Origin of the sequence: Enterobacter sp. CC120223-11, from assembly GCF_900215375.1 — a bacterium.
Taxonomy (GTDB): Bacteria; Pseudomonadota; Gammaproteobacteria; order Enterobacterales; family Enterobacteriaceae; genus Scandinavium.
In genome coordinates, this window is record NZ_OBEF01000004.1 from 157,800 (window position 1) to 171,364 (window position 13,565).

Annotated in this window: 6 protein-coding genes and 1 pseudogene; 1 reads left to right on the plus strand and 6 read right to left on the minus strand. The window is 51.0% G+C overall.

Annotation, left to right across the window (positions count from 1 at the left end; all coding sequences use genetic code 11):
* Window positions 1–18: 18 nt before the first annotated feature.
* From CRO87_RS06565 to CRO87_RS06585, 5 genes are all read right to left on the minus strand, one after another.
* Window positions 19–3,549 (minus strand): Ig-like domain-containing protein, encoded by a 3,531-nt coding sequence (locus CRO87_RS06565; RefSeq protein ID WP_176504267.1) that lies wholly within the window; start codon window positions 3,547–3,549, stop codon window positions 19–21.
* An 892-nt stretch (window positions 3,550–4,441) separates the two neighbouring features.
* Window positions 4,442–5,587, minus strand: a complete 1,146-nt coding sequence (locus tag CRO87_RS06570) for an ABC transporter permease (RefSeq protein ID WP_097162132.1) — start codon at window positions 5,585–5,587, stop codon at window positions 4,442–4,444.
* On the minus strand, window positions 5,580–6,491 hold the full coding sequence (locus CRO87_RS06575) for an ABC transporter ATP-binding protein (protein WP_097162133.1): 912 nt from the start codon (window positions 6,489–6,491) through the stop codon (window positions 5,580–5,582). Before CRO87_RS06575 ends, CRO87_RS06570 begins: the two co-directional genes overlap by 8 nt.
* A complete protein-coding gene (locus CRO87_RS06580; protein WP_097162134.1) occupies window positions 6,484–7,449 on the minus strand; it encodes an HlyD family secretion protein in 966 nt (321 codons plus the stop codon). The genes CRO87_RS06575 and CRO87_RS06580 overlap by 8 nt, the downstream gene beginning before the upstream one ends.
* A 77-nt stretch (window positions 7,450–7,526) precedes the next feature.
* On the minus strand, window positions 7,527–9,245 hold the full coding sequence (locus CRO87_RS06585; RefSeq protein WP_097162135.1) for a lysophospholipid acyltransferase family protein: 1,719 nt from the start codon (window positions 9,243–9,245) through the stop codon (window positions 7,527–7,529).
* A gap of 552 nt (window positions 9,246–9,797) precedes the next feature.
* Between CRO87_RS06585 and CRO87_RS06590 the strand changes: the two genes are divergently transcribed.
* A complete protein-coding gene (locus tag CRO87_RS06590; RefSeq protein ID WP_097162136.1) occupies window positions 9,798–11,576 on the plus strand; it encodes a hypothetical protein in 1,779 nt (592 codons plus the stop codon).
* 123 nt (window positions 11,577–11,699) lie between these two features.
* Here CRO87_RS06590 and CRO87_RS06595 read toward each other — a convergent pair.
* A pseudogene (locus tag CRO87_RS06595) lies at window positions 11,700–12,770 on the minus strand (chitinase); the annotation flags it as partial.
* Between the last annotated feature and the right edge of the window lie 795 nt (window positions 12,771–13,565).

The window sequence follows — 13,565 nt, forward strand, 5'->3', positions numbered from 1 at the left end:
AGACTTGAATATATTCAGTTACACGACAGAAATATTATGCTGAACCCAAATTTCAGCCTGAGGATCTTCCTGATAAACGTACAGATCGTATTGCGCACCTCCTTTACTGGCGATAACTCCGGTGGAGTGCCACTCATTTTTATTCATGTGCACCACTGAGTCTCCGTCACCGGAAACAAACAGTTCTTTTTCGTCGTTTAATTTAACGAGATCTTCATAATTGATATTAAGATCGCCACCGTTTTTGCCAAACTGCAGTTCGTTGATATGCTCAACTTTTGATAACAGATCGCTACCCACGGTCATTTTATCCTGACCGGAGAAGACCAGGGTATTGAATCCGTCGCCACCATCAATGTGTTCGAATCCTTTTTCGCTGATCAGAATGCGATCATCACCACCGTGCGAGTCGATCTTACCTGCGCCGTTGCGGGCATCGATCACATCGGCGTTTTCAGTGCCCGTCAGATCCTGGCCCATGTTGCCGGTGATCAGATCGGAAGAGTGATCGCCGCTTTCGCCCGTGGCCCGCAGGGAGCCGTCCTGGTTATAGACCTGGTGGTAGATATTGCCGCTGACGCCGTCTTCACCGTTTCCGGTGTTGGTGTTCCAGCTGATCACAAAGCCACCGTCGTCCAGCGCAGTCACCGATGGAATGCCGCCTTCGTTGCTGGTGTTAACGTGAATTTCTTCAGAGGTTTTGTTACCTGCAACGTCATAGACCTGAGTGATAATCTGCTGGCTACCGTCTTTTTCGGTGCTCAGCCAGCTCACCACATAGCCACCATTTTCCAGTGCGACCACGTCATAAGCGCCCTTCAGCGTATCAGGCAACAAACCCTGGGTGCCTTCAGCGCCAGTGTTGATCTGCTCAGCGTCATTCTGCGCAACCAGCTTGCCGCCAGCGTAGCGGAAGCGCTGCATCCAGACGTCGCCGCCATCGTCTTTGTTCATCTGGACCCAGGTGACAATCACTTCTCCTGAGGCGAGCTGAACGATCTTCGGTGCGACCGCATGCTTGTCATCCGGCGTGTCAATTTCAACCGGCGCCATCTCGACTTTGCCGGTTTTGCTGTCGACGATAGCCATCTCCAGCGAAATTTTCGCCTTCAGCAGGTTGTCGATAACTTCGCTGGTGCCGGCGGTTTGCCAGATAACCGCGTATTTACCGTCGCCGATCGCCACGCCGTCCAGGCCCAGCGAATCGCCGCGCGTTTGCGAGCCTGTGATGCTGTCGATAACCCCTTCAAGGATGGTATGCGTGCCCGAAATGTAGCCATTCTTTTCCAGAATGGAGCTTATCAGGTTCATATCCTCCGGAGATTCCAGGTTACTGACCGGAACCAGCTCGCCTTTCTCATTAGGGACCAGGCGCAGGGAGTACAGGCTGGAGCCAAGCTCCATCAGGTTTTTGCCATCGGTCAGCCAGTCGGTGATCAGGTTTAATGCGCCGTCGGCGATGTCACTGATGGCGTCGATCAGGCCATTGACGATGCCAATCTCAATGCCCAGCCCGCTCAGCAGCTCCTTGATGAACCCGCCGATATCCACGCGATCGACGAAGTGCTCCAGATTGCCCAGCTCTTTGTTAATGGTCCCCATCACCACCAGCGAGCCGTCATCCATCTGCACCAGTTCGGTACCGAGGCGTCCGGAGCTGATGATTGAAGCGATGATGCGGTTGGCAATACCGTTGGTGAACAGGTCAGTCAGTTTTTCCAGATCGATGCCAACAACACCCGCCAGGCCATCAAAGGCGTTAACGAAATCGGTAAAGGTTTTCACTACCCCGCTGATAACGTTGGCTAATCCGTCCGGCAGTACGCCTTTGAGAATGCCGTCCAGGCCGCCATAATCGTTAAACTTGTTCAGCAACTGTGGGCCATCGGTCAGAGGAGCACCGTTGGAGTCGAAGCGCTCATAAACAAGATTGTTTTCGGTGTAGGAGTCATGGTTTTTCTCATAACCCTGCACGTAAACCACGGAGATAGTGCCGTCCTTCGGATCAACCGCGACGTCAAAATTACGCAGATGGTCCTGGTCACCGCTGGTGAAATACCCGTCGGCAGACCCCTGCTGACCCACGGTGACTTCCTTCACCAGGCTGCCGTCAGGGCCATAAATCTTGACCTTGATGTCGTAGAATTCCGAACCCGGCGACTCCTGTGAGGCATAGGCAATCAGATAACCGCCGCCAGGCATGGAGCGCGTAACGGCAACAGGGCTGTCGATGGCGTCGTTATTTTCCGTTGGGCGGGTCAGGTCGGTATCCGCCACCAGGTTGACGTCTTTATCGTCACCCGGGATCTGGAAATTGATATCGCCCACTTTTGAGGTGCGAACGCTGAGCTTGTGGCTGCCGGCATCAATGCCGTCCAGGCTGAGCTGCCATTTGCCATCGGCGCCCACTTTTGCGGTGCCGATAACTTTGCCATCGGACAGGACTTCGACGGTGGAACCCGCGAGGCCGCGACCGTTCAGCACCGCGTCTTCGTGGACGTTGGTTCCGTCCATATTGATTGGCCCGTCACCGTGGCTGATGCCCAGAATAGAAGGATCGGCACCTTTTGGAACGGTGGCGGTGCTGACGTTGCCAACGTTATCTTCTGCGCTAATGGTGCTGGTGCCCGGCACCAGGCTATCACCTTCTTTAAACTCAATTTTCCAGTTGCCTTTGGCGTCCGCAGTGGTGGTGTAAACGCGCTTGCCGTCACCATCAAGATCGACCGTCACCTTAGCGCCCGGTTCGGTGACGCCAGACAGTTCTTTGCCGTCTTCAGGCGGCACCACAATGCTCTCAAACTCCGGCGCTTTACCGTCAACAACGATGTTAACTTCCGCCACTTTCTCGCCGGCGCTGTTGTTCACCCAAACGTGTGCCGGTGTGCCATCAGGAAGCTTAGTGTCAAACTCGAGCTTCCAGTTGCCCTTATTGTCCGACATGACTTCATGGGTTTTGCCGTCAATCTCGATGTAGACTTTGGTGTTTGGCGTATCGGTCGTTCCGCTCAGGCTGGAGCCGTTGGTCGGATTGACCGTGAGTATTTTGGGTTCCGGCGCAGGTGGCGTCGGCTTGTCATCATGATGGTCGCTGCCGCCCTTTTTATTGTGATTGCTAATTCCCCAGGCAGCTAAACCCACGGCACCGACGCCGCCTAAAATACCGAGTGCAAGAAAGCCGCCGTTATTGTCTTTATCATCTTCATTACCGGCACCGGCTTCTTCTGCACGCTCCTGGTAATAATCTTTACTGGCGATCAACGCCTTCATTTCTTCGGGCGTACGAGGAACCACTTCGGAGCCATCGGCATACAGATCGGCATCACCCAGAACTATTTTCTGATCTTCTCCGGAAAAGATTCCGCCGCTTACCACTAATGAACTGAGACCTTTTTCAGGCGTATCAAAAAAGTTCTGCACGTTAATTTGGTTGCCATCGGTGGTATTAATGACCAACGTTGAACCGTTACGATACATATTGGTAATGTCATGATGAGCATCCTGAATGGATAACCGGGTGCCTGGTGCAACCGTTAATGTTGTACTCACATTACCAAGAGAAACCTGGTCAATTGACTTCCCTGGTTCTTGTTTTTGTAACTTTATCGCCATGTGATTGATCCTCATAATCCTTTCTGTAGAACACATTCTTTGAACGCAGCGTCAGAGAAAGCGGCGAGAGGAAAAAACCTCTACAAGCATCTCTATAAGTGAATACAGAGCATAAAAATCTTTAACCAACCGCAGGCTGGCCTTCAATATTGGGGAAAATACCCTGTATTCCTTTTTATAAGAACATGATGCGCGATATTAAGTCTATAAGACTACTTTATTGTCATGATACTGGAATCTTCGATCTTATATTTCGTATATTGCCGCTATTTTTCGCCACTTCGTTTTTAAATTCTAAAACACCCTCAAAATTCAGCATTAAATTTTGCACCTCGCACCCCAAGAATATCCTTATATTAAGCCTAAAGCTTATTTTTGAGAGTTACATCATAAATCACTCATAGTTTTATGCTGATTATTCCGAGAGGTAATTGTGTCTATCCGAGTATAGCTGTCATTATTCGTGGCGCGAGCCCAGGCATTGCCCAAATGGTTTTTTAAATAAACCGCCACAGCATAATATTCATGATTTCCCCTGTCACTCACTGAGCTATTTCTTATAAATTACACTTACTCCGAAGAGAATGCTGGGGATGCATGAATCAATCACTGAAAATGAAAGCAGAGGGGCGTGAAATCCGCCTGAGAGCACGACGCTGAGGCCACGCTGGTCTGACGACTTAATAGTGAGGGACGAAACGGATGGCGCAGCCTAAGTCACTTGAGTCAGTCATGCCTCAACCACGAGTTAAGGCACGAACCTGGCAGGTAAAAATATGTTCGCCAACGGCGCAAAGCGATATCCGTTGGCGTCTTCAGGAGATGTGAATTAATCGAGGGTCTGGCGAAATGTTTTCAAACCAATCAGGATAACCACCAGCGTTAGCCCCACCAGGGGCAACAGCTCAGGAAGCAAATCTATAAGCGTATAGCCCTTCAGCATTAACCCTTTTATAAGGCGAATAAAATAGGTAAGAGGCAAACAAGAGCCTATGGCCTGAGCCCAGACAGGCATGCTGATAAAGGGGCTGATAAAACCGGACAGCATGACGGAAGGAATAAAATAAAACGAAGACATCTGCAAAGCCTGCAGCTGATTTTGCGCCACGCTGGAGATGCTGATGCCTATCGACAGACATAAAAAGATATACAGAATCAGCACAAAGATAAGCAGAAAGACATTTCCCAGCAGCGGAATATTGAACAAAAAAACGGCGAAGATAAGAATCATCAGGGACTGGAATATCCCGATAATGACATACGGGGTAATTTTTCCGAGAATCACCTCAAGCCCCGTCACCGGTGAGATCAGCAGGTTTTCCATTGCGCCATTTTCCCGCTCACGGGTAATCGCAAGAGCGGTCATTAGAATGAGCGTAGTGCTTAATATTGAACCAATAATACCTGGAATCGTGTTGTACTGGGTTATCCCTTCCGGGTTGAACATGCGATGGATAACAAGTTCGATATCATCCCCCTGTTTTGCCGCCGCGCCGTGCACCGAATTGGGAAGATCGTGGCGGAACATATTTTTCGACGCCTGAACAATCGCACTCAGGGCGTTACCCGTCGTCATGGGATCAATCGCATCGCCCTGAATCAGAATCTGCGGCTTCTCGCCGCGCAGTAACTTCTGAGTAAAGCCTTTCGGGATGGTGACGATAAAAATGACATCACCTTTGATAAACGCCTCTTCGGCCTCTTTCTCAGAAGCAACCGGAAGCATGGCGAAATAGTCGGTGTTTTGAGCAGCGGTAACGAACACCTGGCCCATGCGCTCAGTGTCGTAGTTAAGCAAAGCGGTGGGAATGGTGCGCGGATCCATATTGACCGCATATCCCAGGATAACAAGCTGCAGCAGCGGGGTGAAAAATACCATCCCTATACTGACCCTATCCCGACGCAGCTCATTGATTTCTTTGAACACAATGCCGAGCCACCGCGTAAGTGAGAAGCGAAACGTAACGTTATTCATCGTGAGTTTTCATCAATAAGGTAAAGGCATCTTCCAGGGTCGTCTCCACCTGGCGAACTTCATAGCCCTCAGGCACGGTGGCGGACAATGCCGCCCTGAGTCCAGCCGGATCTCTGCCAGTGACGTGCAACGCATTCCCGAATATGACCGTTTGCTCAACGCAGGGATATTGACGCAGCCGCCCCTCCAGCCTTGATAGCTGCTGGCCGCGAATTTGCAGGGTCGTTAAATTTTGCGCAGCGATGATCTCCTGCGTGGTACCGTTTGCCAGCAGCTGACCGTAAGAGAGGTACGCGATTCTGTGGCAGCGCTCGGCTTCATCCATGTAGTGAGTACTCACCAGAATCGAAATGCCGTCGTTGGAAAGCTGATGCAGCGTTTGCCAGAATTCCCGGCGGGCCTTCGGATCCACGCCCGCTGTAGGCTCATCAAGAAACAGCAGCGAAGGCTGATGCAGCATACAGGCTGCCAGCGCCATCCTCTGCTTCCAGCCACCGGAAAGCTCTTTCGCCAACTGATGCTGGCGGGAACTCAGCCCCAGGTCCGAAAGGGTTTGTTCCACTTTTTGTCGGGCATTCTCCAGCGTGTACAGGCGGGCGATAAACAACAAATTTTCGCGAATCGTCAGGCTTCCCCACATGGAAAAGTGCTGGGTCATATAGCCAATGCGCTTTTTGATCGTGTCCCGTTGGGTAAAGATGTCCATATTCAGGCAGTGTCCGCTGCCAGAATCGGGCGTAATCAATCCGCACATCATGCGAATCGAGGTCGTTTTTCCGCTGCCGTTTGGGCCGAGAAAACCATAAATGTCGCCCTTTTGTACCGTCAGGGAAAAATCTTTCACGACGTGATGTTTGCCGAAATGTTTATTCAGCTTATGTACATCGATAGAGGGCTCATTCATCTGCGACCGGCCTCACTTCGACAGGTTGACCCAACTTAAGCGCCAGTGCGCTTTTGTCGTCCGGGGCGGCTTCGGCCATAAACAGCAGCTTTTCTCGCCTGGCGGTGCTGTAGATTACCGGCGGGGAATATTCGGCCTGCGCGCTGATGTAATTGATATGACCGGTTAACGACGCCGGGCAGCCATCGCAAAGAAAGTTAACCTTTCGCTCGAGGGCCACGGATCCAAGCTGGTTTTCCGGAACGAAAAAACGCACCTTTATATTCTGCGGCGGCAGGAGGCTGATAATGGGGTTCCCGGCGAGGGGGCGCTCACCGGCGCGATAGATGATGTCAAAGACCACCGCATCCTGTGGGGCGATTATCGTATTCTGCTGCGTATTCCATTTTGCCTTTTCAAACTGCAGCCTGGCCGACTCAACGCGCAGCTTCTGGGAGTGAATCTGCTCCTTACGTGCCGGAAGCTCCCGGGCCTTCAGCTGATTGCTGAGCTCATTTACCTGCGCATTTTTCTGCGCATAGTCGGCCTTAATGGTGTCCCAATCGAGCTTCGAAATAACCTCGGATTCATACAGTTCCCGGTTACGATCCCTGTGGATTTTGGCAACGCTGGCTGCGGATTTAGCCTGCTCCAACCGCGAACGGATAATTGCCAGCTCCTCTGGTCGCTCGCCCGACTCCATATTTCGCAGCAGCGCCAGCTCTGCCTGATAATTTTTCTCACTGATGCTCAGCGAATTTGCCGAAGAGAATCCCTCCATTATCACCAGGGTCTGCCCCTTCTTTACGCTGCTGCCCTTGCTGACCAGGATCTGGTCGATTTTTTCTGTGCTGCTGTGGGAAAGATAAATAAAATCGCCGTTAGCGTAGCCTGAGAATCCTGAAGAGGATGCGTTATCGCATCCGCTCAGGCTCAGAACCGCGGCAATCAAAGCTGTTACTTTGGTTAAAAATTTCATTGTGAGAATATCCGCCCGGCAGCCACGGGGCGGCCTGAGCTATTTATTATTAATGAGTGAGATAATCAAAAACGAACTCAGGCTTCCGCGACCGTCAGTTCCTCCCTTCTGGCGACGAAGTGCATGGAATACATACGCTTTAATTTGTCGATCTCACTAAAGTTCAGCGCCGCAATAGAGTGGAAATGATCGTCTTTAATAAAGCACAGGACCCTGGAACCGCCGGGTTTAAACCATTTGGTCGACTGCTTATAGGGCCAGGGAAGAGGATGACCCAGATAGCTCAGTTTATTGTTTAGCTTTTCCCAATCCTCAGCCACATCGTTGCCGGAAAAGAAGCCCAGCGCGCTGGGGTCCGGCAGGTGATAACGATTGACCGGATGGCAAATGTCATCATCTTTATCAGACCAGGTCTGATAAAACGCCATAATCAGGTTTTGCGCAGATTCAGGGTAAGACTGAGGGATAGAGAGAACGCCCAGCACGTACTTATATTGCGCAAGGTCGCCTAAAAAGCAGAATATCCCCTGCCAAAGCAGGCTCAGCGCGTTGGTCTTCTGATATTTACACTGCACAAAGCCACGCCCGATTTCCACGCTCTCATTCAGCCTGGCAATAAAGCTCCGGTCGTAATTGAACAGGCTGTGGCTGTATAACCCCGCAAGGCCAAAACGGTTAATTTGCTCTCTGGCGCTTGTCAGACGATAAGCTCCGACAATTTCCAGCTCGCGCGGCTCCCAGAGGATCACGTGAGAGTAGTGATCGTCATAACTGTCGTTATCCCGTGGTGACCCGGTTCCGGCGCCAATCGAGCGGTAGCACGCTTCGCGCAGGCGACCCAGCTCGTTCAGAACTGGAGACCAGTCGCTGTCCTGACGCTGATAGAGATACAGCACTTTGCCATCGGAGAGCTTTTTCAGCACCTTGCACTGATTAAGTGCCTTAATCAGGAGCGTCCGGTTCTCAGCCCTGGCAATACCCGCAATAACCGGTAACGTATTTCGCACACTTTTCGTCATTTGCAGAACGTGGTGTTTGATCTGACTGGCGGTGAGGTCTGCGTCCTGTTTTGAAAGCTCGTCGCTCGCAAGGTCTATCCGTTCGCCAATTTTCAGCCTCAGCGTGCCGCCGCGATGCTTCAGGCATTCCCGCGTCAGCATCAGGTTTGAAAGAGGTCGCCAGACCGTGGCGGCCAGATAATAGATGAAACTGTTTTTCCCGGTGACGTGCACGGGCACCAGTGCGGCATTGAATCGCCGGGCAAGTTGTACAAAGCCGTGATGCCAGGGGGATTCACGCAGGCCACTTAGCGAAACACTGGCAATTTTGCCGGCCGGGAAGATAATCAGCACGCCGCCGTTTTTCAGGTGTTCGCTTATCTCTTTGAACTGCTTTCGGCTGAACTCACCCTGCATATTGCGAATGCCGATGGTGATATTTTCTACCTGAGGAAAGGCCACCTGCAGCAGGTGGTTGGCAAGAATTTTGATATCTTTTCGCACCATCGCCACGGTGTTGATGACGGCGATACCGTCGACGACCGTGGGATGGTTGGCTACGACTATCGTCGCCCCGGTATCGGGAATATGGTGATAATCGCCAGGGTGAATTTCCGTGCGCAGGCGCAACGCCTCGATCGCGCTTGCAACCCAGTCCAGCCCCTTTTTCTGGCTCAGCCTGTCGAGGAGCGGCGACACCTCCTCACTTTTAATCGCCCATTCAATCAGGCGGCGTTTAAACGGCGAAACTGGCCGTTCGGGGAAAAACTCGGCAATAACGCGATCTACGATATCCATAACTAACTTCCTTTATTAGCGCGAATAGCGCACGATTAACTTCAGCGGTTAATATGAAGTCTTATTTAAGATGTCCCGTTACTCACAGGACCGTTTGGCTGTGTAATTTAATATTTGCGCTGTATTTAAACGGCAAAGGTTTTACCGAAAAGCATTTCTTACGTCGATATTATTTCTGCTATAAACAGGCCACCTCGCCTGACGCTGGCCTCTTTTGCAACTCCCTGCTAAAGAAAAGGTTATTGACGTATTTAATACGCAATGCAGCCGCTTGCAAAGTAAAAAAAACAAAACGGGAACTTATTTTAACTAAGCAACTCACTCTAAGAAAACAGACGGTTGCACTGAGCCTCTGTAACGCGATAAGGGAGATGTTGTCACTGCCCCTTTTCATCGCCAAACATGAATGGAAGACTTATTTTAAGTAAGAGGCTTGCTTCCGGAAAAATCCTGCGTTCCAATCTGCCTGACATTCTATGACCATTGGGAAATCTGACGCAATTTTCATTGTCGATATAAACAATCAAAATAATACTTATAAGCTGAGGGAAAATGCTTTTTAATTATCGTGACTACAATAGTCAAGCCAGCGCGGCGCTAATTCAAAAGGCCTGGGATCTGGCCCTGTATGCTTACCATGGCAGAAGCGGAGATACGGGGAAACTCTATCAGCAGGGGGGTATTTCGCCTGAAAACCTGACAAAGATGTTGGCGTCTGATGCCGCTGAAAGCGCGCAAATGAAACAAGAAGTAGACAGCCGGGTGCATGAGTCAGGCTGGCGTAACATTACGCCGGGGATGCTTGGTTACCATCAGGCAACCGACAGTAACGGCACCTGGCATGGCGAGGCTGGAATTTATAAGGCGGCGGAACTCGAGGTGATGGGGAAATTCGACAGCGACAATAAGCTTACTGGCCTGGCGCTTTCTTTCAGGGGAACGTCCGGTCCGCTTGAAGATGAGCCGCTGGATACGCTGTTGGACAGAATAGCCTATCTTAATTTCCTCTATCCTGATGTTCTGGCCGCGCAGCGAGGGAGCTACGTCGAAAATGCGTTCAGCGAATTAATCGAAAAAATTAAGCAATACGCCGAGAGCAATAACCTTGCGGCAGAGGATATCCTGATTACCGGACACAGCCTGGGCGGCGGCGCAGTCAACAATATGGCTGAAATTTCCGATACGGCGTGGGACGGCTTTTTTGCCAATGCTAACTATATCGCTTTTGCGTCGATGTATATGAAGGACGATAATCCGGACAAGATCCTCAATATCGGCTTTAATGATGACCCGGTTTATAAAGTTATCGCCGACGGCAAGCTAAATATCGCTTCTTTGTTTTTCAATTTTCATCCGGAAAAGCAGTCGGCAGTCAATAACCTGTATCTCTATTCGGATATTGATACTTTAGCGGAGCCCGGAAAATCACTGGGCCTTTTCCAGTCAGTGAACTGGCTGATTGGCCACGATGCCCACAATTACGACAATACGTTGACGACGCTTCTCTCATCACCGCTGTATGCGCAAATGAGCCGGGAATCGGCAGTGGTCGTGAGCTACCTTTCTGATAAAACCAGAGACGTTGAGTGGGTCAGCCTGCACAGTGAAAACACACCTCGAGGCGCGGGACAGTTTATCATCGGCAGCGATCACGATGACCTGCTGCGCGCGGCGGGCGATACCCGTGTAGACGGGCGCGGCGGCACTAACACCTTTCAGGCACTCCAAGGACATAACAGCCTTTACGGTTCGGGCGGTGATGATGTTTTTGATACGCAACACGCGGCTTCTGGACTCAATCTGGCAACAGACGGAGAGACTTTCTATACCTTGTCTGACGAGGGTGGCATCACCATCGGTCATGATATCCACTGGCTGGAAATCAAAACCGCGGCAGGTGGCCGTGAAAAGATTTCGACACTAACCCCCTCTTCAGCATTGGATAAACTCTCAGGGCAGAAACTGGAAAGCAGCGAGGGCGATATCGGGGCCACGCAAAGCGATAGCTGGCTGTTTGCCCGCGATGATAATCATACCCTTACCGGCAGCTCTGGCCGGGATATGTTTGTTTTCGAAGGCGGTGAGCATACCGTCTTTTCTGGCGGCGGAGAGGACATCTTTATATTTCATGCAACGTCGGGGAAACAGATTATTGTCGACAGCAACGACCAGTCTCAGTTTATTTTTCATGGCCTGCCGGGCATGAGTGAGCAGGAACTGAATCGCGCAATAAGCAGCAACGGCCATGACACGATCATCGATCTGGGCAGTTTTAGCGTCACGCTGCAAAACGTCACCCAGTTCGATCTGCATCAGCTGCATTTTATCTGAAGGACTTCCTTAGGCGTTATTGCAGAACCGCCTCCGCTGGAGGGGTTCTGCATTGATAATTAAAACTTTTAAATCAGCGTGATAACGCTATCAGGGTTTAATCACTACATCAGGAAAACTCGCCTTAACACAGCGGGTGTAATCCCCTTTCGTTAGCGCACTGAAGTCATTTTCCTGCCAGTTCACCAGCTTGCAGGCATAGGATTTACCGCCCGGATTTGCTGCAACGTAGCTGTCATCTTTAACCCAGAACAACGGCATTGCTGCGGAACCCGACTCACCAAATTGTTTCATGCCTTTACACCCGAGCACTTCTGACTCCGGAACCGGTACCCCTAACTGCTCAGCAAACGCCTTGTAGTACTCGATGCGGTTCAGCGACTGGGCAACTTCAACGGTGCCACCGCATTCCACACCACCGTTGATAATTTGGGTGGTTACGCCGAAACCGGGCACCAGGCCACTGGCTTTATCGGCCCCGTTTGGCTGCCAGCTGCCGTCAATCACCGCCTGCATGCTGGGCTTCGGCGGCTGCGGCTGAACATAGAAGAAGATAGCGCTTGCCAGGTTCAGCCAGGTATCGGCGACCAGCCATGGCTCCTTCAGCAACTTGTTGACGTCGCCATACATCGCCTGCGAGAAGGCACCATAGTTGAAGTTATAGCTCAGCTGTTTTGCGCCACGGCCAAAGTAGCTCAGTGCACGTCCCTGGGCATCTTTCGCGCATGGCCATGCTTTGCCCTGCCAGGTGTCAGGATCGCAAGTCGCACCGGTATATTTATCAAAGGTATTTTCATCAAGCCCCATTTCGCGTACCCAGTGCAGCCCCTGCTGCCACTGTGCAACGTCGCTTTGGCTGGCATGCTCCCCGGTCTCCTGAACGAAATGCGCAAACATCGTCGCCAGCGTTTTTTTACACACAGCGTCGGCATCTTCACCTTCGCCACACAAAATGGGGAATTTACCTACGGCTTTCAGGAAGTTTTCATAGGTATAGGCCGGGTCGCGATGAGGGAAGAAAGTCTCCCATTTGTCCGCGGTGATTATCCGCTCAACGCGCTTAACGTTCGCTGGATTACTATCCGCGCCGGGTTTGATCCGTTCCACGGCATCATTACCCAGGGTTTTCAGCGCATTTTTTACCGCGATAAGCTGCGGGGTGTTGGTCAGTTCAGCCTCACGTTCGTCCAGTTCTTTTTGCGTCAGCCCCAGGCCGGGCTCCGGTTCAGCGCCATAAAGATCCCAGGCCGAATTCCATGCCCAGCCTTCTCCCGGACGATACGCATCTGCGCTGCTGCTACACCATGTGGCAACCTTACAGATGTAATCCTTGCCCTGATTACTGACAATGTCACCTTGCTTATACTGACTTCCCGGCAAAAATTGCGGATGGTCGGAAGGGCCAGGTTCCGGCTTAGGATCGGGATCGGGTTCTGGCTCAGGTTTTGGATCAGGCTCGGTTGAACCGGCGATTTTTTTCCAGACGTTGTCCCATGCATTCACAACGGAAGGATCGGGTTTCTCACCGGGATTCGCATACCACTGGGCTTCAAAATCCCCTCCCTGCCAGGTGACTTTGGCACCACCCTGATAGGCTTTGCTGCTGTCATATTTATCGTAAGCATGCGCCTGAAACGTCAGTAATATACTGCTTGCGAGAAACGATAACGCAATCTTATCCAGTTTCATTTCAATTCCTTTTAATAAATAAAAACCAAAAAGCAGCGTGAATCATCATTACCGAGGCGTATATAAGATCCTTCTCTGTGAATGCGGGAATGTTCTCAGACTGAAAGCACTTATACGTATTTACTGAATGTATTACTGAATCGGGCTGACTAAACAGAAATGATATGTCCAGCACAGAAAAATAGAGACTCGCCTTTACAGTGAGATAATTTTATGAGGTAAGGCTTATTCACCGCTAAAAGCAGCATTACCACTTCCCCCTTGAAATCACTGCCGATATTCTCAACCTGCAACGTTTTG